Source organism: Kosakonia sp. MH5 (assembly GCF_009935945.1).
Taxonomy (GTDB): domain Bacteria; phylum Pseudomonadota; class Gammaproteobacteria; order Enterobacterales; family Enterobacteriaceae; genus Kosakonia; species Kosakonia radicincitans.
Map to the genome: position 1 here is coordinate 1 of NZ_QODH01000009.1, position 26,857 is coordinate 26,857.

Genomic DNA, 26,857 nt, shown 5'->3' on the forward strand with positions numbered 1-26,857 from the left:
CAGCGCCTCGCGCCCGGAGAGTTTCCAGAAAAGCAGCCCCTCCACGGGCAGCCTGACCGATATTCTGTTCACCATAACGTTGCATCCGTAATTAAGTTTATCTCAGCGATAATAACTGCATCACTGATATGTTTTATTTTGCGCGATGAAATTTAATGCTCTGGATAATTTCCTGGTATTGTTTTTGATGATATTCACTGAATTCACCTGGACAGGTGCCTACATAGCTGACCATCTTTTTCCCGGAAACCGCATCATCCAGTAAAATTAACGTCTGGCGCTGATAAATAACGCGGTTATCATTTTTGAATTGATAAAAAAGTTCGACGGCGGGATAACCGTCCACTTCCAGCATTTGTGAAGATTCAAGATGAAAATCTGTGAGGGTTATTTCCAACTCACGTGCTTTTTTTGCGGCGACGGTATGAACTTTATCATCGGGTTGAGCACTGGATCGAGACACGACAAACGTAAATTCACTGTCACCGTTGTTGCTGTGTGTTAATAAATTCATGGCTCTGTCTTTTTTAATATGTCGGGCAATACAACCGTAACGATCGAAACAGGACGACATCACATTATTTGTAATGCGAGAGAGATGTGGGGGAGATAATTCTCCCCGCGTTTTGCCGGGCACAATATTACCCGGCGAAATAGTGTTGGTTAAGGTTGTGGATTAATTAACCAGGTACCCGGTTTAGCAATAGTAATGGTCTGACTGCGGCTCTGACCATTCCCCTGCAGGAGCACTTCGTAACGACCGGGTTGCAGTTTCAGTGAGGCAAAACCATTGGTCGCCGGAGAAACCGACTGCGCTTCACCATTAAGGCTCAGTTTTTCGCCCTCTTTCATGCGCACAAAAAGTTGCGCGACAGGCGTCTGGCTGACCACCGGCTCGGCGCTTTGCGCTGCGGTCTGCGCTGGCGGCGTCTGCACAGCAGGTGCTTCCCGCGCAGGCTGCTGTACCGGCTGTGCGGGTTGTTCTTCCGGCGTCACGCTGGCGGTCTGCGCCGCGTCTTCCGGCGCTGAACTGCCGCCAAACAACATTGCCCCGGCGATTATCCCGACAATCACACCTGCCGCCACCAGGCCTGGCAATTTGTAGCGTTGCCAGCCCGGTGCCGCCGGTTTTTCGTCTGCCTCTTCAACCGGTACCAGCATGGTGCCCGGCTGTTTAACGCTCATCACATCGCCAAGCCCGGCAACCGGCATCTCAATCAGCGCAGCGAATTCATCCACAGTCTGCGGACGATCTTCCATCTTCAACGCCAGCGCGCGATCCACCGCCTGCAACAGCGAAGGGGTGTACCCCGGCAGGTTGCGCTGTACCAGCGGCATATAGGTGTCCTGAATGCTGCGCACCACGCTGACCGGCGGCGGCGAGCCGATAATCAGCGTATGCAGCACCGCACCAAGGGCGTAAATATCAGTCCACGGCCCCTGCTCGCTTTCGTTGTCGTCGGTGTATTGTTCGATCGGCGCATAGCCCGGACGCAGCATGGTTTCCGTTTCGTCCGAAACAGAACCAATACTGCGACGCGCGGAGCCGAAATCGAGCAGCACCGGCAAACCGTTATCCTGGATCTGAATGTTATCCAGCGAGATATCGCGATGCAGATACCCTTCGTCATGGATGGTTTTGATGGCACCCAGCAGCATCGGCAGCATGCGGCGGATCCAGGCTTCGTTAATCAGCGTTGGGTTTTTCTCGCGCAGGCGGGAAAGCGTGGTGCCGCTGTAGAACACCGTGCCCATATAAGCGGTATCGTTCTGCACCCAAAAACGCAGCACGTGCAGCAGGTTCGGGTGGTTAAAACGTGCCAGCAGACGTGCTTCCTGGATAAAACTGTTCAGCCCGGCGGTAAAAGCTTTGCTAAAACGCTCGCTGCGCAGCACCAGCGTCATGTCGTCGTTGCGTACAGCCAGTGAAGAGGGCATAAACTCTTTAATCGCGATGGTACGTTCAAGCTGATGATCCCAGGCGCGATAGACGATGCCAAAACCACCGCCGCCAATCACTTCTTTAATTTCGAACTCGTTGAAGCGATATCCTGGCGGCAGTGCATTCGGTACACTCCGGTTGTTATCGTGATCCGTCATAGTGGAAAACTCTCTTGATAATGGCTTTACGCCGCAAACTGACAGTGAAACTCACCCTGCTCGAGCGTGACACGTAAGCGCTTATATTGCTCGTCCCGCGCACTGGCGTCGAGTAATAGCTGGCTCATCATTGGCAGCAGAGTGTTCGTAAGGATGGCGTCCACCATACGGCCGCCTGATTCAACTTCGGTACAGCGTGCCACAATCTGCCCGACCACGCTGTCATCGATTTCCGAGACAATACCGTGGTTCTCCTCCAGACGGCGCTGAATACGCTTAAGCTGCAAACGCACAATCTGCGCCAGCATCTCGTCGCTGAGCGGGAAATAAGGCACCACCAGCAATCGCCCAAGCAACGCGGGCGGGAAAACCTGCAGCAGCGGCGGACGCAGTGCATCACGCAGCGCGTCCGGTTCCGGCATCAGTTCCGGATCGGCGCACATGCCGGTAATCAACTCGGTGCCAACATTCGAGGTCAGAATGATGATGGTATTGCGAAAATCGATATGGCGGCCTTCGCCATCTTCCATCCAGCCTTTATCAAACACCTGGAAGAAGATTTCATGCACGTCCGGATGCGCTTTTTCGATCTCATCCAGCAGTACCACGCTGTAAGGGCGACGGCGCACGGCTTCGGTTAACACGCCGCCTTCGCCATAACCGACGTAGCCCGGAGGTGCGCCTTTCAGCGTCGAGACGGTATGCGCTTCCTGGAACTCGCTCATATTGATGGTGATAACGTTCTGCTCGCCGCCATACAGCGATTCCGCCAGCGCCAGCGCAGTTTCGGTTTTGCCTACGCCGGAAGGACCGCAGAGCATAAACACGCCGACCGGTTTGTTCGGATCGTCGAGGCGGGCGCGCGAGGTGCGCACGCGTTTGGCGATCAACTCCAGACCGTGGCGCTGGCCGATCACGCGTTCATTCAGCGTATCCGCCAGTTTCAGCACCGCATCGATTTCATTTTTCACCATCCGTCCCAGCGGAATGCCGGTCCAGTCGGAGACCACCGCGGCTACCACGTTGGCATCAACCGAAGTGAACAGCAGCGGCGTGTCGCCCTGCAATGTTTTAAGCGCCTGTTGCTGCTGCGCCAGCGAATCACGTAAAGCGGCCAGCTCTTCTTCCGCTGCGGTATGCAACTGTGCGCGCAGCGCGATGATGGCATCAACCAGCGCCTGCTCCTGCTGCCAACGCTGCGTCAGCTCATTGCGCAGTTGTTCCTGCTGTTGACGCGCGGCGGTTAATTTCTCTACCCGCCCGCTGTCGCCAGCCGCCATTTTCGCTTCGCGGTTGGCAATCTCAATCTCCACCTCCAGCGCAGCAATGCGGTGCAGGCAATCCTCCAGCTGCGGCGGCGGCGCGCTCTGGCTGACGGCGACGCGGGCGCAGGCCGTATCGAGCAGCGCCACGGCTTTATCCGGCAACTGACGCGCCGGAATGTAGCGGTGAGAGAGCTTCACGGCGGCGACAACCGCTTCATCAAGCAGCAACACGCGATGGTGTTTCTCCAGCGCGGAAACCGTGCTGCGCAGCATTAATACCGCTTTCTCTTCATCCGGCTCGGCAACCTGCACGGTCTGGAAGCGACGGGTTAATGCCGGATCTTTCTCAATGTATTTCTTATATTCCGCCCAGGTGGTCGCGCCGATGGTGCGCAACTGTCCGCGCGCCAGCGCCGGTTTCAGCAGGTTGGCGGCATCGCCAGTGCCCTGCTGGCCGCCAGCGCCAATCAGGGTGTGAATTTCGTCGATAAACAGAATGATCGGTGTCGGGCTGGATTGCACTTCGTTGATCAGCGCTTGCAGCCGCGCTTCGAACTCGCCTTTCATGCCCGCGCCCGCCTGCAACATGCCGATATCCAGTAGCCACAGTTGCACGTTCGCCAGCGGTTCCGGCACATCGCCTGCAGCAATGCGCAGCGCTAACCCTTCCACTACCGCCGTTTTTCCGACCCCGGCTTCGCCGGTTAACAGTGGGTTGTTCTGGCGGCGACGCATCAAAATATCGACCATCTGGCGGATCTCTTCGTCGCGGCCCACCACCGGATCGATTTTGCCGTCGCGCGCTCTGGCCGTCAGATCCTGTCCGTATTGCGCCAGCGTGCCCTGCTGTTGCGGCGCGGCGGCGGTATCGCCAACGGCGGTTGCCGTCTGCTGCGTCTCTTTACTGTTGGCGAAAATCGCCTCGAAGTTGTCGAGCAGCGCATCGGCACTCACCCGCTCAAACTGTGACGAAATACCTTTCAGCACGGTCGCCAGGCTCCAGGTTTTCAGGATCCCCGCCAGCAGATGGCCGCCGCGAATACGCGTGACGCCAAATTTCAGCGAACCGTAAACCCACGCCCGCTCAACGGCGGTATCGATATGTTCCGAGAGATCGGAGACTGAACTTGCACCGCGCGGCAGTTTATCGAGCGCGGCGACGATATCCCGCGTCAGCGCCTCTTCATTCAGCGAAAAGTGGCGGATCACCTGTTGCAGGTCGCCCTCTGACTGTTGCATCAGTTGGTGCAGCCAGTGAACCAGCTCGACGTAGGGGTTGCCACGCAGTTTGCAAAACGCAGTGGCGCTTTCCAGCGAGGTAAATAACAGCGTATCGAGTTTGCCGAACAGGACGGCGCGGCTAATTTCCGACATTGTAAATTCCGTTAGTTGTCACGTCAGATGAATAAGACGAAAGGTTATCCTTCCGGGCTGAATACCAAATCTCCGCGCGGCTGCGGCTGCGGCTGAGCGCCAAGCCAGGCGCTGTAACCAAGACGACCCGTGCCGCCAAGCGTGGCGCCAGCGACATCTTCATGGCGCAGGATCACGCGCAGCGCCCACTCATATTCGATGCCAAGATACTGGCGCACCCAGTCGCGCATCTCGGTCACGGCTTTTTCGCCGGGCAAGAAACGCCGGTAACTATCGGCGGACAGCGGGCCAATTTCGATGCGAAACTTATGGCTCACATCGCGCACGGCTTTACCCAAAAAGGCCGACTGCCCAAGGCGTGGCGCATGGCGACCGCCCTGCAAACGCGCACGTTCACGTTCGCTTAGTGGCATCCACTGCGGCACGTTTTCGACAATGGACACCGGCACATTGAAATAGCAGCGCAGGATCTTCTCCAGCCCTTCTGGATCGCGTCCATTGCGCGTCAGATGCCCGGCCAGCGCAAAACGCGCATGCGGGCTGAGGCTGCCTTTTTCCAGTTGCCCCGGTAGGCCCATGCCGATTAGCGAGGCGATGTACTGTTCAAAGCGTTTGTTGTCGCCCCGGTCGAGCGATACCGTCGGCTGCGCATCGGCCCATGCGCGATAAAACATTAGCGACAGCCGGTGGTGAAACAGATCGGCAAAGGCGCTGAGGCTATCGTCCTGGTGGTGATCGATGCGTTCGCGGGCATATTCCGTCAGATGGATCGGCAGCGGACCGTTCGGGCCGAACAGCCCGAAGCTGAGAATGGAGATATCGTACAGCGGCGAACCGTCGCGCTTACGCACGTCGGCAAGGGTCGACGGCGCAAAGCCCAGCGACGGTTTTTGCCCGATGCGCACCGATTCAAAACGCGGCAGCGGCGCGCGCCCGAGCGGGTAACGTTCCCCGCCACGGGCGTCAATACGCCGCAGCAGGCTGAACAGATCGTAGCGCCACGGCGTGGCCATCACGTTCTGCCAGAATGTCTCCGGCAGCGAACTGGCGCGGACAATCTGCGGCGCGCTGGTCAGGGCTTCGCTCATATCAGCGCCCTCTTGCCCATGCGCGGCGGCCAGTAGCCGATTTCACCGCGCTGCTGGCTTTTCAGGGTGAACTCGGTAAAGCTGTTCATACCCACCAGCCGGGCGAAAACGCGCTCCAGCACGCTGCCGAACAGCCACGGGCTGAAGCCGGAAAACGCCTGCTCATCGACCGTCAGCGTAATGCCAATACCGCGAGCAAAGACGATCGGCCCCGGCTCCGGCACACGACGATGCACCGGCTCCAGCACGCAGTGGCGCACGCCGTCGATCTGGCGCGCTACCGGCGCTTCCGCCAGTCGCGTGTACAGGCCCAGAAGCTGGCGCAACGCGGCCGCGCCTTCACCATCATCACCGTCCATCAGGCTGAGATAGTTCATCTGCAACTGGCTGATCAACCGCCAGGTACTTAGCCCCTCCGCCAGCGCCGGGCGCGGCGGCGTCGGGCCTTTACGCAGGTGCAGGGATTTCACCGGCAGCGAATCCGGCATCACGAACTGCCCCATATCCTGCTGCAACATCAGCGGTAAGTCGCGGCTGGTACACAGCACTTCAGCGGTGATATAGCGTAAATCTTCGCGCCACGGCGCATGCTGCTCATCGACCAGCGAGGCAAACACTTCGGAACCGATATAACCGGTACGGGTACCGTAGCGCTGCGCATGTTCCGATAACGCACGCTGCTCGCGGCGCACGGAGAAGTAAGCGCCGTAGTTGCCTTCATCCTGGCTCCAGCTACTCCAGAACGGGCGAAACGTCTGCTCATCGCGCTGACCATCGACGCTGGCGTGGATTTTGCGCACCGCGTAGATTTCGTAATCGAGCGGGCGAATGTTATCCACCACCAGGTGGTATTCGTGCTGGTTTTCGCTCAACTTTTGCCTTTCGGCCACTTTCGGGAACAGGTTAATCACCGGCGTGCAGTGCAGCGCAAGGTGGTTTTTATCCACTACCCGCTCCAGTTGCCCATCGGCTTTATCCAGCAGAATGATGATATCGAACGAGGTGGCATCGCCGCTTTGCGCCACCATCGAGCGCAGCCCCTGAAGGCTGATAAACAGGAAACGCTGCGGGAAGGCGAAATACTCCTGCAACAGACGGTAACCATCGAAGTTGCGCAGATCGTCCGGCAGCAACGACTGGCTGGCAGCAAAGCCTTCCTGCTGCAATGCGTCATCGGCCAGCACCTGCAACGGCGCACCGGCGCTGTTGGACTGGCAAACAATGCCCACCTGGTGGCCCATCAGCAGTTCCAGCAGTTTCAGCGCCTGCATATCCGGGCCGCTGAGGAACAGTTCCAGGCGATCGAAATCGAGATGGCCGAGGTTGACCGGGCCATCGCAGCTCACACGAATACGCAGCGCGCTTTGCGCCCCGCGCTGGCTCAGGCCAACTTTCGCCAGCGGCAGATCGGCAGGTACGCCGCCCAGTTCCACCTGGCTGATTTTCAGCGGTAACAGCGTGACATCATGCGCGGTGGTATAGCTACAGGTAACGCCATTCTTCTTCATCACCTGGCTGTCCATCATGGTACCGCGCGGCACCACAAAGCCATTGCTCAGATCCCCTTTCGCGCTGTCCGGCGTCAGCTCCGCAATCGCCATCGACGGCGTCGGCGCGAGATAGTTGGGTGCCACCATCTCCAGCAGACGCTGGGAGAAGCGGGGAAATTCGGCGTCCATTTTCAGTTGTACGCGGGAGGTCAGGAAGGCAAAGCCCTCCATCAGGCGTTCGACATACGGATCGGCAACGTCCATGCCGCGCATACCGAGGCGTCCGGCCACTTTCGGATAGCGCCCGGCAAACTCCTGGCCCATTTCGCGCAGCCAGGCCAGTTCGCGGTTGTAGTACTCCAGTAATTTGCTGTCCATGATTACCCCGCGTCTTTCAGCTCGAAATGCCCGTTTTCCAGATCCACATCCGTGCGGAACAGAAACTCCAGCGGATACGGCACACACCACAAACGCCCTTTGATCTCAATCGACAACACGTTGTGCAGATCCAGCGACTGGGTATCGGAAATGCAGCGAACCTGTAAGCCCTGCGGCAAAATGCGCGGTTCAAAATGCAAAATCGCGTTGGTCAGCTTGCGCTGGATATCCTGCCATTCGATGTCCGACATCCGCTTGCCCGCCAACGGCGACACGCCAAAATTGATGACCGAGCGGCGCACTTCGTCAAAGCCGCTCAGATCCTGCTGCGCTTCGTTGTTGATGGTGTTGAACAACCACTGCAGATCACGCAGTACGTGGCGTCGCAGCGTGGCATGGGAGACCAGATTACTGTTCAGCGGCTCCTGAACTTTGTCCGGCGCGTCATCGGTAAGGCGATCGAGCAGCGACGGCTGCATTTTGTCGCGTGCGCCGACGGTCTCTTTGCCGCGTCGCGAGCGCCAGCCGCTGCGCAGCAGATCGCTCTCTTCATCGTGGGCGGAATTACTCATCTGCAACGGCCGTATCGAAACTCAGCGTGACCAGATCGAGCAGCGAGAACTCGGCGCTGTCGTTGAGCCAGACTTTTTGCCCGTGGCCCAGGAAGTGCGGCGCATCGCCCGGTAACGCCTGCCACTCGGTAACGCGAGCGAGTTTAAAGCGGTCTTCAGCTTCGCTATCCAGCGGATAACGCGCCGGGATCTGGCACACCTGTTCGCTGCCATCCTGCAAACGCACCAGCGTATGGCGCCACACCAAGTCGGTGACGCTGGCCGGCGGCTGAAACTGCATAGAGGCAATCGCGCTGAACGGCAGCCAGAAATAGCGGCCATTGACGATCGCTTCGCAGACCGGACCAAAGCGACAATCACCGTCCATCAGCCAGTCGAAAGTGTGCGTTTCGCCATCCTGAGTTGTCAGCTGGCCGGGGTTCGCCTCGGCGTTCTCCAGTGCGGCTTCACGGTGCGCGGCAGGTTCGGTGGATTCCGGGTCCAGCGCGCTGACCATCGCTGCCAGCCACGGCCACTGCCGATCTGGCGTTACCGGACGGGCGCGACCAGCCATCACGTCGGCACGCTGGCGTTCACCGTTGATCGCCTGCTCCAGCAGCGTCACCGTCGGTTGCGCCTGCGGTTTCAGCGCCTGCCAGCTTTTCAGCTGCGCCAGCGCGCGCGGCCAGTTACCGTCAAGGCAGAGAAGCTGGGCAAAAGCCGCACGCAGATCGGCATCGCCTGGCTGGGTACGGATGCGGCTTTCCAGCCGGGCAAGGCTCTCCTGCAGGGATTCGCCTGCCAGTTGTTGCAACAAGGTGTTCATCGCCGCTCCTTAGTTCAGGGTCTTGTAAGTCCCGACCGCCGGATCGCGCAGCTGCGGGTGCAACGAATCGATCAGCAGAATATTAAGGTGCGTACCCGGTTCAAACCACGGCGTCCAGGCTTTGCGCACTTCATCAAGGCGCGCCTGCAAACGAGTGGCATCGCTGGCGACATCGCGGGAGATTTCCACCGCCACTGTGCCGTTCGCCTGCCAGCCGTTGAGGCTGTTGACGTAGGGCAGGATCATCCAGCTCTGCGCCAGGCTGCCTTCGCTGACGACCATACGCTCGTTGTTAACGGTGGTGATCAGCAGACGATCGGCGTCAACGCTGTCGCTCAGGCCGCTCACCGGGAAACCGTGGACAAAGGTCATGGTGATCTTTTTCTCGCTGCCGTTGCTGATCTGCGTCACTTCGCTGCGCCCGTTCAGCCAACCGCCCTTCTCACATTTGCCATCCTCTTTCGCCGGAATAAACAGCGCTGGCGCGCTGGCATCGCCCTGCCAGAAGGTGCGCAGATGGCAGCCGTCCTGCAGGGTAAATTCCTGCCACGGCGTACGGTTAGCGGCCGGGGAGAGATCTTCAGCACGCTCGGTTGGCGGCGTCAGGGCGGCGGATGTGGACGTTGAAGCGGCCGCGGTTGCGCCCGTTGAGGTGACGACCGGCGCCCACTCTTTCGCTTTATCGGCCGTCCCTTCAGCCAGAGTCGCGCCCTGCGGGTCAGTCAATTTCCAGTGCACCTGCGTCAGCGTACCGCACTGGTTTTCCAGCAGCGCGCCAAGGCGCGGTAAGAAGTTGTTCAGAACGGCAGGTTTTTTATCGCCGCTGGCAACAATACGCAGCGGCAACGTTTTGCTGCACCAGCTTTTCGGCGTGTTATCCGCAATGTTATCGATCCAGACATCCAGTTTTTGCGAAGGCGACTGCACGATGCGGTAGTTTTCTGCCTGTACGCTGCCACACACCGCCAGCAGAGCCAAACCCGGTAGCCAAAGTTTCATAAAAGTCCTTGTAAGCTGTATCAATCACGAAGAGGGAAAAACTGGGCGGCTTCAGAGAGCGTATGCAGTAGCGTCGTCTCCTGAGGTGTGCCCATCCACACCGCTACGGCGCTATAGTTGTCCTGCTGGGTTTGCGCCCCGACACTGTTTTTCAGCAGGATTTGATTCATCAGCGTCAGCCACTCATCCGGCGTATTCACCATATGCAGCGACTGTTGCATCTGCTCTTCACTGACACCGTGCCAGAAGCCATCGGTACAGAGCAAAAAGGCATCGCCATCTTCGATCGGCACCACATCGCTGTAGCTTGGCTCGCGTTCATCTTCGCCAAGACCCAGCGCGAAGTAGAGCAAGTTGCCGTTGATGCCTTCGGTCTGATGCCCGGCATCTTTCATCTGCTGCACCAGGCTGTGATCGGTGGTGACATGATAGAGCCAGCCGCGACGAAAGAGATACAGGCGGCTGTCGCCCGCGTGTGCCCAGTAGGCAAGCTGATAATCCCGGTCGATAAACAGGCTTACCATGGTCGTGCCCATACGGTGATAATCCTGCACCGCTTTCTGCTCTTCGCGGATAGCGCGGTTAGCATCGTTGACGTACTGACGAATGTACTGGGCATTCAGGTGCTCATCGCCATCAAACCGGCTGATGATGGTATTACGCGCCAGTGCGGCCGCTACGTCGCCACCGGGTAACCCGGCGATGCCGTCACACACCACAAAGCAGGCGGCACGCTCGCCGATGTTCTCCCCGGTCTGATCCTGATTACTGGCACGTTCGCCCTGTCGGGATATGGAGGCCGTGCTGATATTCATTCTTCCGATCCGCTTTGTGAGTCTTTGTACTGGTTAACCTCCATGTCATAAGCGTGGAGGAACGCTTCGCCAAACAGGGTATGGAAGTCATCGTCAATTTCACCCGCCGTTTGCGCGTAAGTACGCACAAAATAGTCCCACAGAGCGGCTTTACGGTTCGAGAGTACACCGAGACGCGCGGTGGCACCGTCGCGTTTAGCGTCATCTTCCAGTTGTTCCGGGTTAAAGGACTGCAACATCGCGGCGATAATCGCGCGGATCCCGGAAATCATACCTAACTGGTGCGCCTGTAAGTCGATCAGCGCATCGCGCACCGATTTTTTCGGCGGCATAAAGCCAGGCATCCGCGTACCAAACATCTGCATCAGCACGGTTTTGCCCGACGGCAACAGCTTGAACGGGTTGTTGGCGTCATCCAGCACCATCGTCATATCGGCTTTAACGCCGCGTTTCAGAATCGAGCGCGAGGACAACAGTGCAACGGTGCCCTGGGAAAACATGCTCAGCATCTGGCCGAGCTGACGCATGTTCTCTTTATCAAACTGCGGCACTGGCTGCATATCACCAAGCCCCATACCTTCCAGTAACGCGTCCAGCAGCTCGCCTTTCAGCACATCGCTGCTGTCGCCATTGCCAGCGGCTGGCGCGCTGCGCACTTCGTTGTTGCTCTGAAGCGGATCGATACGCAGACGCCCTTTCGGCGTTTGCGCCGCGCTGCGCTGTACCGCTTGCGGCGTCGGCAGCGTGATACCCGCATAATCCTGCGGCTCCGACACCGGTTCCGGCTCTTCATCGACGAACAGCGGCGTGCCGCTGAGATCTTCCGCGCGCAGTTCGGTGATGATCGGCTGCGGCTGTTGCGGCGGCGTCACGCTGTGCGGATCGGTGATGATTGGCTCGGCGGGTTTCGCCGGAACAATCTCATCCGCATGCGCCAGCGGCACTGCGCCGCTTAACAGCCCAAGCGGATCGTCGCTGCGTGCCGCCGACGTGCTGCTGCCGCCAAACAGCGCCAGCGGATCCAGTTCATCCGCTTCCGGCGCAGGTTTTTGCGCAGCCCGATCAACCGGGGGCACCAGTGCGGATGGCGTGACGTCGTTAAAGATGCTGTCATTTTTAAAGAGCTGTTCATCGTTAAACAGCTGATCGGAAGCGAGCGTTTTCGGCGTCACCAGCGGCTCGTTGTTATTCAACAGCGAGAGCGGATCTTCCGGGTTACGTTCCGGCTCTTTCGGCGCGGCAAAAGGGTTCAGATTTTGCGCTTCCGGCGTTTTCGCCCGGTTGCTGGAGATGCTGTCGGAGATGGAGAACTCCTGCATCAGGCTGTCCCAGATTTCCGTTGGCACTGACGCCGGGGCGTTTTCCGCTACGCTTTTCGGTGTCGGCGCGGGCGCAGGTTTGGCCACTTGCGGCTGAACGTGCTTCGGATACATCTCCTCCGCCATACGGCTTACCGGCTGCGTATCCTGAATCAGCTCGGTAACTTCGATACGGTATTCATCAATGCCCAGAATATCGCCATCCTGCAATTCGACCTGACGGCCACGTTCCAGGGGAATATCATTCAGCACTACGCGGGTCACATTGCCGCGATTGGTAATGCGACACTCGCCATTACCAGCGATATGAACAATCGCCTGTAAGCGAGAGATGGAGCGGTCGTTATCCGGCAGCACCAGGTTGTTATCAGTGCCGCGGCCGATAGTGCCGCCAGGCGGATAAAAGTCGCAGCGGCTTTGCGGCGGCTGATGACCGGGTTTACTGGTAATAATCGTGAATCGCATAGCATATTCCTGCTGGAGTTATGTGCACTCAAACGGCGCCGTTTTCCATAAAGCGGCTGCGTTTGAATACCTGAATATGATTTCAGTGGCCCCGGAGCAGCCCACCGGAGCAAAACTTCGCTCGTTTATTCTTGTTTTTGCACCGTAAGCTCACCTTGCGCGGAGCGGGTCAACATAAAACGGGTTGCATAACGCGTTGCGTTATTGCCATCACTCACTTTAAACACCACATCGTAAATACCAGCCTGCCAGTTGATGTCAGGCCAGACGGTGCAATGGCTGGCAGAAATAACGCGTGTTGGTTGCCAGTTCGCGGGTGATGTCATCGTCTGCCATTCGCTGCCATTCAGTTTATTAATGGTGGGCGCTGTGGCAACAAGCGCCGTGGAGGACAAGGGTGTCATACTGAAGCACGGCTGGTTATCTTTTATTTCCACCCCCGCAGAAGCATATTGCGGCGGATGGCTCTGACAACCGCTCAGCGTGATTAACACCAGGCTCGTCAACCCTATTTTATTCATAACCAGGCTTTCCTGCCCCGGTAACGCTTAAGAATTAACTCAAGCACGATAATATATTTCTGTTTACCATCAGGCTCAATAATGTCTTTTTGCGGATACAGGCACAGAGCCGCTGCTCTGTGCCTGCCGTAATGCGCGTCAAAAAGAGAGCAGCATTACGCTTCTTTGTTTTCCTTGATGTTCCAGCCAGCGCTGGTTTCAGCACCTTTACCGCCGGAAGAAGACTGCTCCCAGTACTGCTGTTTCACTTTCGCAGCCTGGAATGCATAGGTCACACCCACGGTGTCGCCGTTATCCGCACCGGTGTACTGAACAGACGTCACCAGCACATCTTCCAGCGTGATACGTGCGTATTCAACCTGCTGACCACCGGCTTTGCAGACGGAAAGCTCAACCTTGGTCAGGTGCTTACCGCTGGCGCAGTGTTTCAGGATAGCCGTCGTGGATTTATCAATGAGTGCATTTACGTGAAGGTCGTTGAAATTGACTTTACCGGCACCGCCGCCACCGCCAACACTCATATTCCCTGGCTGTGAAGCACCCCAGGAAAAAGATGTGATATCAGTCCAGCCGGTGTGGTTAGAGTCTTTAGATTCACCCGTAACTCCATCGACCTTCAGAAACATATCAATAGCCATAATATTTACTCTTCGTTAATGATAAATATTGCTTTCGAAAAAGCGCTTATATGGCAAACGGGTAAGCATGGGGCCGAATAAAACCGTCCATATTTTACCTCTGCCTCGTTGCTGTACAGCCGGGAGCCGTACAGTTTTTCACTTTCCCGCGTATTGCAGGAAATTGAAAACTCGTCACTGTTGTTGTCCGCATAGCACTAGACAATGCTGACAGCGCTACCTAAAATCCCCCTTTTGTCTTCTATTAACCTGGATGGTCATAAAATGAAAAAGGGTATTGCGCTATTATTGATCTGCCTTTTCGCGGTCGTCGGCATCTACACTTTTATTGATATTATTGAGTCAGTGTTTAATGTCGCCCGCTATGAAACTTTCACACTTGCTGCCACAGGAACCCTCTTCGGCAAGGCGGTATTTTTACTCGTCGTGATTGTTGCCTTTACCTTTTCTATTAAGTTTTACCGGAAAAATTAAATCTTCGATTTTATTTTTTCCGCGACGGCGTAAATCGCTATGGATGCGGCAATAATAGCAACTATTTTAATTCCCAAAACCAGATTTCCTGACAATACGGATAACAGTCCGAATTACAGAGAAAAGAGTTGCTGGTCAGCGGTTCCAGCATATCGATATGCCCCCCACCGTACCCCTCAATTTTATTAAAGAATACTACACCCCGGCGTTTTAACAGTGCTCGCCCGCCCTGGACTTTATCGGTGTAGATTTCCGCTTTACCAAAAACATCAGCCCGATTTAATTGGTCGGCCAGCAATTTGGCACCCATTTCAAATTTCTTGCCTTTATACGGGCCATTTTTTATTGTAAAACGCCCCGCAAATTCGATGTTACATTTCAGCAGAGCCAAACTCATTCTTACGGCACAGGTATTCTTATATTGCTCGCCTTGCCGTATTAAATCGTTATAGTCATAGCCAATTTCCGAAAATAAAACATCGGGAGCAACATATCCTGCGCGGGTATCATTTGATGAGTAATGCTGCTTTTTTAATTGCTCGTATAACGGTCTCATTTTTGGCTCCCTTTTTTGCAAGGCAGAAATTCCTTCATCGACTCAACAATAAAGTTGGCGGCAGGTTGTTTACGCTGTTCAGTACTCAGCTTTGCCAGACGCGAGAAAACGTGCTCATGGGCAGAACCCGGCAGTATCTTCTTATACCCACACCACGCTTTCCCTTCCGTTGCATCCAACACCCCGAGAAAATACATATCCGCTTTGATACGTTCTCGCTCGTTATCTTTATTGCTCCAGGCATTAAAAAAACGTTCGGCAGTCAAATTCACATCGTGCCCGGTTAACAGAGACGGATCGCGTGGAAATACAGAGGTATCATCTTCCGGTAATGATTGGGCCCGAGGGTATTGATAAGTTTGTGTTTCTGCTAAAACCAGGGTTGAGAAAACCAGCAGACTGCTAACAGCTATTCGATATAGATTCATCGCATATCCTTCTGTTATGAAATCCTTCATGCCGCAGGCACATCCTGCCTGCGGCACCTTCTGCTTACGCCTCTTTGGTTTTCAGTGACGGCAGTTTTGACACCAGACGCAGCGACACGGTCAGACCTTCCAGTTGGTAGTGCGGACGCAGGAAGAATTTCGCGGCGTAGTAGCCAGGGTTGTCCTCGATCTCCTGTACCTGCACTTCGGCCGCGGCCAGCGGTTTACGCGCTTTGGTTTCCTGCGAGGAGTTGGCCGGGTCGCCGTCGACGTAGTTCATCACCCAGTCGTTCAGCCAGCGCTCCATTTCGTCGCGCTCGCGGAAGGAGCCGATTTTGTCGCGCACAATGCACTTCAGGTAGTGCGCAAAACGGCAGCAGGCGAAGAGATACGGCAGACGGGAAGCCAGACGCGCGTTGGCGGTGGCATCGGCATCGTGGTACTCGGTCGGTTTTTGCAGCGACTGCGCGCCGATAAAGGCGGCAAAGTCAGAGTTTTTACGGTGGATCAGCGGCATAAAGCCGTTTTTCGCCAGTTCCGCTTCACGGCGATCGCTGATGGCAATCTCGGTCGGGCACTTCATGTCCACGCCGCCATCGTCGCTCGGGAAGGTGTGGCACGGCAGATTTTCCACCGCCCCGCCGGATTCAACGCCGCGAATCGAGGTGCACCAGCCGTACTCTTTAAAGGAGCGGTTGATGTTGGTCGCCATCGCGTAAGCGGCGTTTGCCCAGGTGTAGTTGTTGTGGTTCGCGCCGTCGGTCTCTTCTTCAAAATCGAAGCTATCCACCGGGTTCGTGCGAATGCCGTACGGCAGACGGGAGAGGAAGCGCGGCATTACGAGGCCTAAGTAACGAGCATCTTCCGATTCACGCAGTGAACGCCAGGCGGCGTATTCGGTGTTCTGGAAGATTTTCGTCAGATCGCGCGGGTTCGCCAGCTCCTGCCAGGACTCCATCTGCATCACGCTTGGTGCGGTGCCGGTGATAAACGGACAGTGCGCCGCCGCGCCGATACGCGCCATCTCGCCGAGCAGCTCAACATCCTGCGGGCTGTGGTCGAAGTAGTAATCGCCCACCAGGCAGCCAAACGGTTCGCCGCCGAACTGACCGTACTCTTCTTCGTAGATTTTTTTGAAGATCGGGCTCTGATCCCAGCCGACGCCTTTAAAACGCTTCAGGTTACGGCCCAGTTCCTGCTTGGAGATGCTCATAAAGCGAATTTTCAGCATCTCATCCGTTTCGGTGTTATTCACCAGATGGCTGAGGCCGCGCCAGGCACTCTCCAGTTTCTGAAACTCTTCGTGGTGGATAATCTGGTTAATCTGCTGCGACAGCTTCTCATCGATACCGGCAATCAGGTTCTGAATGGTGCGGTAGGTGTCGTTGGAGAAGGTTACGGTATTTTCCAGCGCCTGCTGCGCCAGCGTTTTCACCGCGCTTTCTACCGCCGAACGCGCCTGGTCGGTTTTCGGGCGGAACTCTTTGTTCAGCAGTGAGCTAAATTCATCCTGGCTGAAGGCCTGGGCGCCCTGCTGTTCATGTTGTTGCGAAGGATTGCTCATGGTTTACTCCTCTTTACCTTGCGCGTTCTCGTCGCTGTTCGGCAACTGGCTAAGGGATTTCAACAGCGTCGGATCCTGCAACACTTTGGCGATCAGCTCTTCCGCGCCGTTTTTTCCGTCCATATAAGTCAGCAGGTTGGAAAGCTGCGTGCGGGCTTCCAGCAGTTTGTTCAGCGGCTCGACTTTGCGGGCGATGGCATCCGGCAGGAAATCATCCATGCTGTCGAAGGTAAGATCGACGTTCAACCGGCCTTCGCCCGTCAGCGTGTTATCCACGTTGAAGGCGACGCGCGGTTTCAGCGCTTTCATACGCTCATCGAAGTTGTCGACATCGATCTCGAGGAATTTACGCTCCTCAATAGACGGTAAGTTCTCCACCGGTTTCCCGACCAGATCCGCCATAACGCCCATCACAAACGGAAGCTGGATTTTGCGCTCAGCGCCATAAACTTCCACGTCGTACTCAATCTGTACGCGCGGCGCGCGGTTGCGGGCGATAAATTTTTGACCACTGTTACTTATTGGCATGATGTTCTCCATCGAATATGCGCGGTGAAGGTTTGACGACTGGCGACGCGCCTGTCGTCATAACACGGTACGCGTCACTCCTGACGCCCAAAGATGTTTTGCAACTGGCTTACGCCGTCGGGCGCCAGATCGCGAATAATTTCCATAAAATCGAGTTCGATTAACCGCTGTACGCGATCGATCATCAGCGGTGCCGGGTGGCTCGGTTCATGCTGAGTAAAGTATTGCTTCACTTTCTCCAGCATCAACTGTGCGTCGGCGCGCGTCGTTACCTGCGCCGTGCGCCAGTCGGTATGCGCTGCGAGCGGTGCGGCAACCGGCTGTGGCGCAGGGGCTTTTTGCTCCTCCCCTGCGGACGGCGCAGGCGGCTCATCGCCACGGGAAGCGCGGCTCGCTCCGGCAATCATGCTGACCGTTTTCAGTAACTGTTCCATTTCCGGCACCCCGCTTTCGCCCAGTTGTTCCAGCAGCCATGTACGGATGGTTTGCAGGCGCCCTTCAATCTGCCCGATAGCTTCAATACCGGGTTGGCCGCCGCGTACCAGTTCATCTATCAAACGCACCCGACCGCCCGGGTAACCCGCGCATTCGGTTTTACTGCCATCCAGCAGCGCCTGTGCATCGCGCACATTCAGCTCATCTCCATTGCTGCGTAACAGTATCGACTGGCGCAGCGTGGTGGTGAGCGCGGATTTGTCGCTCAGCGCAGCCAGCGCATTAATACGGTAGAAGGGATCGAATTCACCGCCATCGGTAAGCGACGGCCAGAGATGATCCCAGTACAGCGCCAGCGCCTGGCCCAGCAGCAGTAAACCGTCGGCGTAACCTTCCAGCCCGCGGCGACGCGTCCATGCATGGGTTAGCGCCAGCATGACGCGAATATCTTTCGTGCGTTCCAGCAGCGAGGTGGCCAGTTTTTCCACGCGGTTCCAGTCGGCGGGTTCGGCAGGAATGATCGTGTTGCCGAACTGCTGCTCGGCTTTACCGAGGCTGGCCTGCTCCATCGCCTGGAAGTCGGCGTCATACTCCAGATTCTCGCCGCACGGTTGCTCCGGCGTGACCGGAGCCAGTAAAGAGTCAATCGTCATCCGCAACCTGCTTATTCAAACATCGGTGGGTAAAGACCGTGGCGACCGGGTCTAGCGCCCCCCGCCGGGTCAAACAGCAGCGTAAAGAGCTGCCCGGTAAAATTGCCGCTATGTACGTGTGTATAAAGCGGATAGCCGTCGCTGCGGTTGGTCCACCAGAAACTGATCTGGCGCAGCGGGTCGAAACATTCGGCGGCCTGATTCCAGCCAATGGTCGATTCGCCATCGCCTTCGTAACCGATCACATCAAGAATTTCCGAGCGCGATTCCGGCGCAACCAACTGCACGGGCGGAATCGACAGCAGCGCCTGGTCGAGCTGTTCCGGCGAGTAGCCATTGCGGATAGCGTGCAGCAGCGTGCGGCCCAGTTGCTGATACCAGTCGCCCGCCTGCGCCAGATGGCGCGGTGTCCACTCCAGCGGGTTGATCGCCATCAGCGCGCAAATCGGGTACTGGCGCCCGACGCTGTCGCGCCCCGGCAGCAGACAGCCCATCTGCACTTGCTGCCCGCCAAGCATAGGCGGGACAACAAAATTCCATACCGGCGCATTGCCGAACTGGCGATCGCTGGCACGCTGTTCCTCTTTTTGCCAGTTCATCAACCCCACCTGGAACCAGTGGGACCACTGCCGTTGCAGCGCATCGGGAAAGCGGCGCTGTAAAAAATCACCGGCACTCGGCAGTTTTCCGTACCAGCTGATTGCTGAAGTCATCGTCATTGGCGTTCCTTTGCAGTTCAAGGACATGCGAAACGGGGAAGCTGGAACGGGTTGCGGATGCTGTTCGGCGCAAACTCCAGCGTCACCTGATGCCCGTCAATGGTGAATGTCGCCTGGCGGCTAAGGCTGCTACTGCCGGGGCTGACGCGGGCTTTATCGAAAAAGCGATTCAGTGCCCACGCGCCGTTGGTGACCAGCGTCGCGGTTGTGCCGCTGGCCAGACCGAGCTGCATCCGTACCTGGTTGGTTCCGCCCGATCCCGGCCAGTTAACGATTTGTACCGCCTGCGGCCCGTGGCTGTAACGCAGAATTTGCCCGTCCACATCCAGCGTCATGGTCAGGATGCTGTTATCCATACGCACCGTGCGCACGGTTGTGCGAAACGACGGCGTGGTGCTGCCATTGGCAAAGAAAGCATCGCGGATAGACTGCGCCTGCTGGAACGGCACCAGCAAACCTTCGCTGCCCGGCAGCGTTTTGCCGTCGATACCTGGCATAAAGCGCCAGGTGGACTGCGTGGTGTCGACTTTATTGGTCAGGTTATCGCGAAAGAAGGTATCCATCAGACCGGTGCCCGGCGCGAACATGCGCGCCAGATCGTCCGGCGTCACTTCGCTGCTGGCTGAGCGCACCAGCGGATAACGCCCGGCGATGGCCTGACGGCAGAAGCTGCCCACTTCAACGCTGATACGCTTGCGAACATTTTCCAGATCCCGGCGCTGAGTATCGCTGCTGGCTCCCACGGCCATGTTGCTGAACATGGTTTGCAGGCCGCCGGGCAGACGTCCGGCGCTGGCCTGTAAACGGCTGATCGCTTCCCCCCCCGGCGGGGGCATCCCGCTGTTGGCAGCATCCTGAACGGCGGTCAGATAGCGGTACAGCTCATCAACCTGCTTGAGAAAATCATCAAAGACGATGGTTTTCCCGCCTTTTTCCAGCGGCTGCGCCAGTTCGATAATCGGCGCAAAGTGTTCGGTAACGCGCTGTTCCGGCGTCTGGCTGGCCGCAGCATTGGTGGTTTCTGCTGCGCCATCGTGGTTGCTGAACAGGGTTTCCAGCATCTGCGTACCACGGTTAGTGCTGCCGGCGCTTTTCGCTTTTTCAGCGTCTTCCGGCTCATCCCGCGTCAGTTTCAGTTGCTGGCTCAGGTTGAGCACCAGCCGACGCAGCGGTGAGTTGTTGCCGGAGAGCAAGCGCGCCGTATTGATGCGCTGATTCAGATCGGCACTGTTATTAAGCTGAATGTCGCTTAAAAAGCTGTCCCACAGAGCGATAAAGTCGCGGGCGTAGAGCTGGCGCACCGCGTTATCCGTCTGCTGTTTGTCTTCCGGCTGCGTGGTCGCGCCCAGTACCCAGTTATCATCTTCATGCAGGGAAGTGGTGACTGGTGCGATCTTTGCGTTGAAGGTATTCCAGTAGCCGTCCGGCGTGTACAGCCCCGGTAGACCTTCACTCACTGGTTTGCCGCTTTTGCGCGAAAAGACCAGCTCGCTTTGCGGTCCGCCCAGTGAAGCCAGTGAAACCGGCTTCAGGCTGTCATCATGTTCCAGCAGACGTTTCAGACGACCATAAACGCGCGTGGAGAGCGGCTGCTGGTTAATCATTGCCTGCTCGCGGCTGATTAACGCTTCATCTTTGGCGTACGGCGACGACTGAATTTGCGGCTCCAGCAACTGCGTCAGATGCCATTCAAGCTGGCGGATCTGCGCTTTGGTGACGTTCTGCGGCAGATTGCGCTCCAGATTGAGCATCACCCACGAGTGCAGGAATTTGCCGTCGTAATGTTTCGGCTGATAGAGCATCTGGTAGGCTTTCAGCGCTTCGTAGCTGTATTCCACATCGCTGCCGTTATCGTTGCGAAGCCAGGTGGTAATGCGCATCGCCACTTCCGGTAACAGCATCTGTTGCAGCGCTTTCTGGTACAGCGTCTGCGAGGCGTCAGCCACATCGTTACCGCGATACAATCCCATACGGCGGGTGATCGGCGGATTGTTGATGTCGAAGGCGTCACTCTGCGGCAGCGCGGCAAGCCCGTTCAGCAGCGGCAGCATGGCAAACAGATCGCCCTGCTGGCGGTTACGCAGCGCTTTGATCTCCTGATCCAGCGCCGGCACTTTGGCCTGCACTTCATCAAGATAATCTTTGTTATTGCCGTAGCTGGTCAGCCACAAGGCGCTGATAACAATCAGAAGCGCCAGCAATGCCGCATAACCGGACCAGATCACCGCCCGGCTGCGTAGCTCCCACCAGCGGTTTTGCCCGGCAATACCCGCTTCCTGGAAGATGACGTTTTGCAGCACATGCTTGATAAAGAAGCTCTGTCCTTTCCCGCCCGGTACCGGCTCATCTTTACTCACCGAATCCCAGTTATCTCCGGCTTTACCCTGCGGTAGCGAGAGCGCCCGGCTGAGTTCGCCCATCACGCGGTCGAAAGGCAGGCCTTCCTGCGTACCGCTGGCGAAGTAGATACCGCGCGGCGAGAATTCGGTTTCGAAGTTAGAGCGGGCAAACAGCGTGTTCAGGTAGTCAGACAGCAGCGGGCGAAGTGCGGCGAACTCCTGCGGAAACAGGAAACATTCCGCGCGTGCCTGCGCATCGCTTTCCCGCAACAGCGTATCCGGCAGCGCCGCATCCAGCCGCTGCTGTAACAGGGCAAATTCCTGCAGAAAACTGCCCTGCAAGTCAAAATCCGCCAGTCTGGCTTTTTCCCACGGGAAGGTGAAACCCCAGATCTGGTCGCGCTGCGCTTTATCAAAACCGGCAAAATAGGCGCGAAAACCTTTCAGCAAGTCGGCTTTGGTTACCAGTACATAAACCGGGAAACGAATGCCCAACTGCTCATGCAACTCGGTCAGCCGCTGGCGCAAATTGAGCGCCTGTTCGCGGGAGGCTTCTGCGGATTGCGTCAGCAGATCGGCGATGCTGATCGTCACAATCACGCCGTTAATCGGCTGGCGACGGCGGTATTTTTGCAGCAGACCGAGGAATTTCGCCCATTCGCTGGCATCCTGAACCTGCTCGCTCTCCTGCGTGGTGTAACGACCGGCGGTATCCAGCAGCACCGCTTCGTTGGTGAACCACCAGTCGCAGTTACGCGTTCCGCCAATGCCGCGCAGCGCGGTTTTACCAAAGCGATCCGCCAGCGGAAATTGCAGGCCGGAGTTCACCAGCGCAGTGGTTTTCCCTGAACCCGGCGCACCAATGATCACATACCACGGTAACTGATACAGATACTGAGTGCTGAAGCGCTGCGTCCACTGTCCGCGCTGGCCCGGCTGGTTAAAGTGGGCTTTTTTCAGTACCTGTGCGGCCTCTTCAAAGCGCTCATTAAGCACCTGTTCTTCACTGTTCAGGCGTTTGCGCTCGACCGGATCTTTGGCCTCTTCGCTTTTCAGGTTGTCCATCAACTTGCGGTTGAGCCAGGCATTATAGAGGCGCGGCACAATGTGGCTGTGCACCCAAATCAGGTACATCACCGCAATGGTGATCATGCGGTTTTGCTCTGACTCAAGCGGGCGGGAGTCGACGACGGAGAGCAGCGGGCCGATCATCCAGATCACGGCAGCCAGCCCCGTCACGCCAAGGAAACCCCACAAAATGCGGTTGGTCAGCAATGAAAGCAACATATTCATCCTTTAGTTTCCTTGCGGCAGTCCGTTCAGCTCGGCGGCCGTATTTTCCGGCGACACCAGCAAAGTAATCTCTACGCGGCGGTTGCGGGCGCGGTTTTCCGGCGTGTTATTCGGCGCGATCGGGTTCATCTCCCCTCGCCCTTCCGCTTTCACGCGTTCCGGCTGCGACAGATGTTTTTGCAGCAGCGACTGCACCGAGCGCGCACGCTCCAGAGAGAGCTCGTAGTTAGAGGCGAATCGCGCGCTGCGGATCGGCACGTTATCGCTAAAGCCGACCACCAGAATGCGGCCGCTGACGTTGTTCATCGCCTGGGCGACGCGGTCGATCACCGGTTCATAGCTGTCACGCGCCACCGTTGAACCGGAAGCAAACAGCCCGTCGCCTTTTAAGGTCACCACGCTGCGATCGGCTTCATCGCGCACCGCCACCAGCCCTTGCTGAATTTCCGGGCGCAGGAAGGCGCGCAGATTAAGCACTGGCGGCGCACTCACCGCTGGCTGGGCAATAGCCGCTTCCGGCAGCTGTGTCTGATAGATTTTCGCCAGCACCGGGCTAGTGTTATCGCCAAGCCGCCAGTTAAGCACGATATAGAACAGACAGGCGAGGAAGCCCGCCAGCCCGACGCAGGCCCATAATGGGATCACCGGACGCCAGAGCTTGCGCATCACCGGTTGATCTTCCGGGTGCGGCGAAAGCGGCGGCGGATAGTTACCACGCACGCCTCGGATCATCTGCCACAGGCGCTGTTTGATGGTTTCCAGTTGCGTACGGCCGTTGTCCATCACCCGGTAGCGGCCTTCAAAGCCAAGCAGCAGGCAGAAGTTGATCAGCTCCAGCAACGCGATGTGCTCGCGCGGGTTTTGCGACAGCCGCGCCAGCAGCTGGAAGAACTTCTCCCCGCCCCAGGTTTCGTTGTGGAATGTCACCAGCAGACCGCTGCCGGACCAGACGCCACGGCTACCCCACGGCGTTAGCGCTGCGGCTTCATCCAGCGCGGTACAGAGGCAGTAGCGCGCGCCCACGATCACCTCGTAGGCCAGCCCGGATTGCTGACAGCGCACTTCAAAACGGCGGATTTCATCAATTAAATGCTGACGCAAACCGCTTTGATCGTCATGAGAGACCGAATAGCGGATTTGCGGTATCGCATTAAGTAGCGGGTTTGCCGCTGCGACCAAAGGATTGTTACCACTGGCTCCTGCCAGAGCGGCATCACTGCCGGCGGCGTTTTGTTCCTGCATATTGTGCGCTCGCTCTCTTATTCAGTCGGGCTACGGATGGCCCAAAACTCCATATCAAGACCCGGGAATTCGCCCGCCAGATGCAGTGCGAAAGCCCCCGATTTCTCCATTTCGTTCCAGAGTTCGCCGCCTTTTTCCAGCTCGAAATAGTTGTAACCGGCATGCCACGGAATTTGCGGCGGCGCGACCGGCATGGCGCGCAGCATCATGCCAGGCAACTGGAGCTGTACCAGATCGCGGATTTTGGTGACCGGGGCGACTTTCATCTGCGCCGGGAAATGGGTTTGCAGGATTTCGCCCGGCACGCTGGCCTTGACCGCCAGCACAAAGCCGAACTCGCGCGCCATGCTGGTATTCGGCAGCGTGGCGACATTCAGGCCGTGAGTGCGTTCGGTGAGCGGAAGCTGGATAGCGTGCTCTTCCATCACCAGCGACAGCCCCTGGCGCAGCATCAATTGCAGTTTGCTGAAGCAGCCCGCGAGATCGTCATGGTCATAAACCGGCAGCGCCTCTTCCGGCGAACGCGTAGCGGTCCAGGTCGTCAGCTCCGTGGCGAACGGCAGCCAGCTTCGCCACAGCCCTTCCGGGTGGATCATCGGCAGTGTTTTCAAATGCGCCACCTCGCCAAGATGGTGATTGATCAGCGCCAGCAGCGTAAATTCCACCATTTCCGAGGTATTAAAACGCCCCGGCTGACGCAAACGCTGACCTATTTGCTGGCTACGCTGCACCAGCAAGCTTTGCAGATCTTTGAGCGCGCCATACAGCAGCGGATTATTGATAGCATTGAGTACCGGCGGGATATAACGCGTATCGAGGCGAACGTGATTATCGTTACGCTTCTCCAGCACGTGCACCACGCCGATGGACGTCCATTCGGCGCTCAGATCTTTTTCCAGCATCAGTTTTAGCCGCAAGCGACCAAACTGCACGGCAGCCGGTCCGACGGACATGGCGTTGTCATCATCCACTTCGCTTTCCCAGGTGACGTAACGCGCCAGCGAATCTTTCTCTTCGCTGAAAATGACTTCATCCCGTCCGCCGCGCCGCACCGGTAACGCCAGCACCACGCGCTCATTGTTGGTGTTGTCCGGGATAGCCAACGGCGCTGGCGCCTGGCGTGCATCGTGGAAAGAGAAAAAAGTGCCGTCCGGCAGTAAACCACTGGCAGAGCTCAGGGCGATACAGCCCTGACGCAACATCGCGTCATCCAGTTCAAGATCCAGGTAGCCCCAAAGGTACGGGCGTTGCAGTGTCCCCCACTCACGAATGTGATGTTGCAGGTAACTTTCCGCACGCTGAAAATGATGAGGACGCAGAAACATACCTTCGGTCCATATGACCTTTTCTGCTTTATTCATACTGTTTTCCTGTTTAGGCTGGCGCTATTTGGAAATGACGCGAATTCCGTTGATGTCGAGGAAAAGATTCGCTTCCAGTTCGTCCGCAGAGGATTTCCAGAATTCGTAGAAGTGGCTCTCACCCTGCACCGGAAGCGGCAGGGAGATACGCCATTTCTTGCCATCCAGAGCCTGATATTCCGCGATCACGCCTATGTAACGCGCCTCCGGCGCGCTTTTGCCACTCAGCGTTTTCGACAACTGGCCGGGCATCAGGAAAAATTCATCACTGTTGAGCAGGTTGGCACCCAGCACGCTGTCAGCGTTATTTTGCAGCGACCAGAAATCGGCAGACATAAACGTGGCGTCCGATTTCAACAGCAAAACCCTGACTTTAAGAGGAGCGGACTCATTGATTTGCGGATGAGCCCTGAACTGAAGGTTATAGCTGGTAGGTACGCTGTGTGAAGAAGATCCACAACCGCTGGCCAGGGTGGCCAGCACAAAGAAAAACACCAGACAGAACTGGCGCACAACAGCATTATTATTCATATCTGGCACTCGTCACGGCTGGATTAATCGATGATCCAGGTTCCTGAGTTAGCGTTTTTGCAGGCTTTGCCGCTGCCGTCTACCGTCACGCAGGTCTGTTTTTTCGGCGCGACTCTGCGACGACGGTCTTCACGCAGCGTTTTGTCGTACAGCTCGCTTTTCACTACGGCACGCATCGGCACATAACCAATCAGTTCTTCCTTTCCTTCATCGGCCAGCGCCATCCAGAAGTGCTCTACCTGTCCCAGAACAACATAGGTTTTACCGGCTTCAAGTTGGCGGATCACTTTGCCGCCGAAATCCGGTTTGCTCATAACGGAAGCCGGATAAAGTGCGCGATAGTTTTGGTTAATGGCAGTAAATTCGGTTGGAGCAAGCACTGCATAACGGTGAGTTAAGGTAACGCCATTCACTTCACTGGTAACAATGGTGTCGTCGCCTGGAGCCGGTTTCGGTGGCGCTTTACACCCACTAACGCCAAAGACAAAAAGAAGAGCCAAGACCATTCGCATGTTCATAGAGTTTTTTCCATTGCAAATATATTACTGTGTTGACCTGGAGCGTTTCGGAAAGTAGCAGTTAAATCGCTCTAAATAACTTCATCCTTTTCCAACAAAACGCCGTGATAATGAATAAAAGGCATAGCTACCGCACGAGCCTGCACAAAGCAAGGCCGCAATATTATTACTTTTCATTGACTATCATGACACGATTTTACAGATAGGATTATTCAATTCAATATGATCTCCGACCTGTTGAAATAGGATTATTTAATTTTTTTGCAAATTAGGACAATTCTCAAGAAAAAATTTCACTTGAGGAGAGAATTATTAAAGATAGCTGTCCATAGCGCCAGTTTATTAAAATGCAAATCCATAACCCACTGAAATTAAATAGATAATACC

General features: G+C 56.7%; 24 protein-coding genes. 1 reads left to right on the top strand and 23 read right to left on the bottom strand.

Annotated elements, in window-relative coordinates; all coding sequences use genetic code 11:
• Nucleotides 1-133: 133 nt before the first annotated feature.
• From DK872_RS20830 to DK872_RS20885, 12 genes are all read right to left on the bottom strand, one after another.
• Nucleotides 134-514: a DcrB-related protein gene (locus DK872_RS20830; protein WP_035887397.1), complete on the bottom strand. Its 381-nt coding sequence runs from the start codon at nt 512-514 to the stop codon at nt 134-136.
• 149 nt (nt 515-663) lie between these two features.
• Complete coding sequence (locus DK872_RS20835; protein WP_007371691.1) at nt 664-2,100, bottom strand: serine/threonine-protein kinase; 1,437 nt, start codon at nt 2,098-2,100, stop codon at nt 664-666.
• Between the two features lie 26 nt (nt 2,101-2,126).
• A complete protein-coding gene (gene tssH, locus DK872_RS20840) occupies nt 2,127-4,739 on the bottom strand; it encodes a type VI secretion system ATPase TssH (RefSeq protein ID WP_161518785.1) in 2,613 nt (870 codons plus the stop codon).
• A 44-nt stretch (nt 4,740-4,783) separates the two neighbouring features.
• Nucleotides 4,784-5,827 (bottom strand): type VI secretion system baseplate subunit TssG, encoded by a 1,044-nt coding sequence (gene tssG / locus DK872_RS20845; RefSeq protein ID WP_161518786.1) that lies wholly within the window; start codon nt 5,825-5,827, stop codon nt 4,784-4,786.
• Nucleotides 5,824-7,695 (bottom strand): type VI secretion system baseplate subunit TssF, encoded by a 1,872-nt coding sequence (gene tssF, locus DK872_RS20850; RefSeq protein ID WP_007371688.1) that lies wholly within the window; start codon nt 7,693-7,695, stop codon nt 5,824-5,826. The genes tssG and tssF overlap by 4 nt, the downstream gene beginning before the upstream one ends.
• Nucleotides 7,696-7,697: 2 nt before the next feature.
• On the bottom strand, nt 7,698-8,267 hold the full coding sequence (tssE, locus tag DK872_RS20855; RefSeq protein WP_007371687.1) for a type VI secretion system baseplate subunit TssE: 570 nt from the start codon (nt 8,265-8,267) through the stop codon (nt 7,698-7,700).
• Entirely contained in the window at nt 8,260-9,072 is an 813-nt protein-coding gene (locus DK872_RS20860; protein WP_161518787.1) for a type VI secretion system accessory protein TagJ, read from the bottom strand. Before DK872_RS20860 ends, tssE begins: the two co-directional genes overlap by 8 nt.
• Nucleotides 9,073-9,081: 9 nt before the next feature.
• The gene (locus DK872_RS20865; RefSeq protein ID WP_007371685.1) at nt 9,082-10,071 is read right to left on the bottom strand and encodes a hypothetical protein; all 990 of its coding nucleotides are present in this window, start codon (nt 10,069-10,071) and stop codon (nt 9,082-9,084) included.
• A 20-nt stretch (nt 10,072-10,091) separates the two neighbouring features.
• Nucleotides 10,092-10,886, bottom strand: coding sequence for a PP2C family serine/threonine-protein phosphatase (locus DK872_RS20870; RefSeq protein WP_007371684.1), 795 nt, complete (start codon nt 10,884-10,886; stop codon nt 10,092-10,094).
• On the bottom strand, nt 10,883-12,670 hold the full coding sequence (tagH, locus tag DK872_RS20875; protein ID WP_161518788.1) for a type VI secretion system-associated FHA domain protein TagH: 1,788 nt from the start codon (nt 12,668-12,670) through the stop codon (nt 10,883-10,885). The genes DK872_RS20870 and tagH overlap by 4 nt, the downstream gene beginning before the upstream one ends.
• Before the next feature lie 125 nt (nt 12,671-12,795).
• Nucleotides 12,796-13,191, bottom strand: a complete 396-nt coding sequence (locus tag DK872_RS20880) for a putative T6SS immunity periplasmic lipoprotein (RefSeq protein WP_007371681.1) — start codon at nt 13,189-13,191, stop codon at nt 12,796-12,798.
• 155 nt (nt 13,192-13,346) lie between these two features.
• On the bottom strand, nt 13,347-13,829 hold the full coding sequence (locus tag DK872_RS20885; protein ID WP_017457017.1) for a type VI secretion system tube protein Hcp: 483 nt from the start codon (nt 13,827-13,829) through the stop codon (nt 13,347-13,349).
• Nucleotides 13,830-14,093: 264 nt separating this feature from the next.
• Between DK872_RS20885 and DK872_RS20890 the strand changes: the two genes are divergently transcribed.
• The gene (locus tag DK872_RS20890) at nt 14,094-14,303 is read left to right on the top strand and encodes a hypothetical protein (RefSeq protein ID WP_035887412.1); all 210 of its coding nucleotides are present in this window, start codon (nt 14,094-14,096) and stop codon (nt 14,301-14,303) included.
• 61 nt (nt 14,304-14,364) lie between these two features.
• On the opposite strand, the gene DK872_RS20895 is transcribed toward DK872_RS20890, so the two are convergent.
• From DK872_RS20895 to DK872_RS20945, 11 genes are all read right to left on the bottom strand, one after another.
• Nucleotides 14,365-14,859, bottom strand: a complete 495-nt coding sequence (locus tag DK872_RS20895) for a T6SS effector amidase Tae4 family protein (RefSeq protein ID WP_107146652.1) — start codon at nt 14,857-14,859, stop codon at nt 14,365-14,367.
• Complete coding sequence (locus DK872_RS20900; RefSeq protein WP_233218382.1) at nt 14,856-15,317, bottom strand: Rap1a/Tai family immunity protein; 462 nt, start codon at nt 15,315-15,317, stop codon at nt 14,856-14,858. The genes DK872_RS20895 and DK872_RS20900 overlap by 4 nt, the downstream gene beginning before the upstream one ends.
• A 34-nt stretch (nt 15,318-15,351) precedes the next feature.
• Complete coding sequence (tssC, locus tag DK872_RS20905) at nt 15,352-16,851, bottom strand: type VI secretion system contractile sheath large subunit (protein WP_007371676.1); 1,500 nt, start codon at nt 16,849-16,851, stop codon at nt 15,352-15,354.
• A gap of 3 nt (nt 16,852-16,854) precedes the next feature.
• Complete coding sequence (tssB, locus tag DK872_RS20910; RefSeq protein ID WP_007371675.1) at nt 16,855-17,379, bottom strand: type VI secretion system contractile sheath small subunit; 525 nt, start codon at nt 17,377-17,379, stop codon at nt 16,855-16,857.
• Between the two features lie 74 nt (nt 17,380-17,453).
• On the bottom strand, nt 17,454-18,467 hold the full coding sequence (gene tssA / locus DK872_RS20915) for a type VI secretion system protein TssA (protein ID WP_007371674.1): 1,014 nt from the start codon (nt 18,465-18,467) through the stop codon (nt 17,454-17,456).
• An 11-nt stretch (nt 18,468-18,478) separates the two neighbouring features.
• Entirely contained in the window at nt 18,479-19,186 is a 708-nt protein-coding gene (gene tagF / locus DK872_RS20920) for a type VI secretion system-associated protein TagF (RefSeq protein WP_007371673.1), read from the bottom strand.
• 17 nt (nt 19,187-19,203) lie between these two features.
• Entirely contained in the window at nt 19,204-22,818 is a 3,615-nt protein-coding gene (gene tssM, locus DK872_RS20925) for a type VI secretion system membrane subunit TssM (protein ID WP_161518789.1), read from the bottom strand.
• Nucleotides 22,819-22,821: 3 nt separating this feature from the next.
• The gene (locus DK872_RS20930; RefSeq protein WP_035887419.1) at nt 22,822-24,060 is read right to left on the bottom strand and encodes a DotU family type VI secretion system protein; all 1,239 of its coding nucleotides are present in this window, start codon (nt 24,058-24,060) and stop codon (nt 22,822-22,824) included.
• A gap of 17 nt (nt 24,061-24,077) precedes the next feature.
• On the bottom strand, nt 24,078-25,421 hold the full coding sequence (gene tssK / locus DK872_RS20935) for a type VI secretion system baseplate subunit TssK (RefSeq protein ID WP_161518790.1): 1,344 nt from the start codon (nt 25,419-25,421) through the stop codon (nt 24,078-24,080).
• Nucleotides 25,422-25,445: 24 nt separating this feature from the next.
• Nucleotides 25,446-25,952, bottom strand: coding sequence for a type VI secretion system lipoprotein TssJ (tssJ, locus tag DK872_RS20940; protein ID WP_007371669.1), 507 nt, complete (start codon nt 25,950-25,952; stop codon nt 25,446-25,448).
• Nucleotides 25,953-25,975: 23 nt separating this feature from the next.
• Complete coding sequence (locus DK872_RS20945; RefSeq protein ID WP_007371668.1) at nt 25,976-26,470, bottom strand: hypothetical protein; 495 nt, start codon at nt 26,468-26,470, stop codon at nt 25,976-25,978.
• Nucleotides 26,471-26,857: the final 387 nt, after the last annotated feature.

What these genes read in the sequence shown, in the direction of transcription:
- tssH (WP_161518785.1), bottom strand. Translation starts at nt 4,739, where the DNA reads ATGTCGGAAATTAGCCGCGCCGTCCTGTTCGGCAAACTCGATACGCTG.
- tssF (WP_007371688.1), bottom strand. Translation starts at nt 7,695, where the DNA reads ATGGACAGCAAATTACTGGAGTACTACAACCGCGAACTGGCCTGGCTG.
- DK872_RS20900 (WP_233218382.1), bottom strand. Translation starts at nt 15,317, where the DNA reads ATGAAGGATTTCATAACAGAAGGATATGCGATGAATCTATATCGAATA.
- DK872_RS20885 (WP_017457017.1), bottom strand. Translation starts at nt 13,829, where the DNA reads ATGGCTATTGATATGTTTCTGAAGGTCGATGGAGTTACGGGTGAATCT.
- DK872_RS20835 (WP_007371691.1), bottom strand. Translation starts at nt 2,100, where the DNA reads ATGACGGATCACGATAACAACCGGAGTGTACCGAATGCACTGCCGCCA.
- tssC (WP_007371676.1), bottom strand. Translation starts at nt 16,851, where the DNA reads ATGAGCAATCCTTCGCAACAACATGAACAGCAGGGCGCCCAGGCCTTC.
- DK872_RS20930 (WP_035887419.1), bottom strand. Translation starts at nt 24,060, where the DNA reads ATGCAGGAACAAAACGCCGCCGGCAGTGATGCCGCTCTGGCAGGAGCC.
- DK872_RS20860 (WP_161518787.1), bottom strand. Translation starts at nt 9,072, where the DNA reads ATGAACACCTTGTTGCAACAACTGGCAGGCGAATCCCTGCAGGAGAGC.
- tssB (WP_007371675.1), bottom strand. Translation starts at nt 17,379, where the DNA reads ATGCCAATAAGTAACAGTGGTCAAAAATTTATCGCCCGCAACCGCGCG.
- tagH (WP_161518788.1), bottom strand. Translation starts at nt 12,670, where the DNA reads ATGCGATTCACGATTATTACCAGTAAACCCGGTCATCAGCCGCCGCAA.
- DK872_RS20865 (WP_007371685.1), bottom strand. Translation starts at nt 10,071, where the DNA reads ATGAAACTTTGGCTACCGGGTTTGGCTCTGCTGGCGGTGTGTGGCAGC.
- DK872_RS20890 (WP_035887412.1), top strand. Translation starts at nt 14,094, where the DNA reads ATGAAAAAGGGTATTGCGCTATTATTGATCTGCCTTTTCGCGGTCGTC.
- tagF (WP_007371673.1), bottom strand. Translation starts at nt 19,186, where the DNA reads ATGACGATGACTTCAGCAATCAGCTGGTACGGAAAACTGCCGAGTGCC.
- DK872_RS20880 (WP_007371681.1), bottom strand. Translation starts at nt 13,191, where the DNA reads ATGAATAAAATAGGGTTGACGAGCCTGGTGTTAATCACGCTGAGCGGT.
- tssJ (WP_007371669.1), bottom strand. Translation starts at nt 25,952, where the DNA reads ATGAATAATAATGCTGTTGTGCGCCAGTTCTGTCTGGTGTTTTTCTTT.
- tssA (WP_007371674.1), bottom strand. Translation starts at nt 18,467, where the DNA reads ATGACGATTGACTCTTTACTGGCTCCGGTCACGCCGGAGCAACCGTGC.
- tssG (WP_161518786.1), bottom strand. Translation starts at nt 5,827, where the DNA reads ATGAGCGAAGCCCTGACCAGCGCGCCGCAGATTGTCCGCGCCAGTTCG.
- tssE (WP_007371687.1), bottom strand. Translation starts at nt 8,267, where the DNA reads ATGAGTAATTCCGCCCACGATGAAGAGAGCGATCTGCTGCGCAGCGGC.
- DK872_RS20870 (WP_007371684.1), bottom strand. Translation starts at nt 10,886, where the DNA reads ATGAATATCAGCACGGCCTCCATATCCCGACAGGGCGAACGTGCCAGT.
- tssM (WP_161518789.1), bottom strand. Translation starts at nt 22,818, where the DNA reads ATGAATATGTTGCTTTCATTGCTGACCAACCGCATTTTGTGGGGTTTC.
- DK872_RS20830 (WP_035887397.1), bottom strand. Translation starts at nt 514, where the DNA reads ATGAATTTATTAACACACAGCAACAACGGTGACAGTGAATTTACGTTT.
- DK872_RS20945 (WP_007371668.1), bottom strand. Translation starts at nt 26,470, where the DNA reads ATGAACATGCGAATGGTCTTGGCTCTTCTTTTTGTCTTTGGCGTTAGT.
- DK872_RS20895 (WP_107146652.1), bottom strand. Translation starts at nt 14,859, where the DNA reads ATGAGACCGTTATACGAGCAATTAAAAAAGCAGCATTACTCATCAAAT.
- tssK (WP_161518790.1), bottom strand. Translation starts at nt 25,421, where the DNA reads ATGAATAAAGCAGAAAAGGTCATATGGACCGAAGGTATGTTTCTGCGT.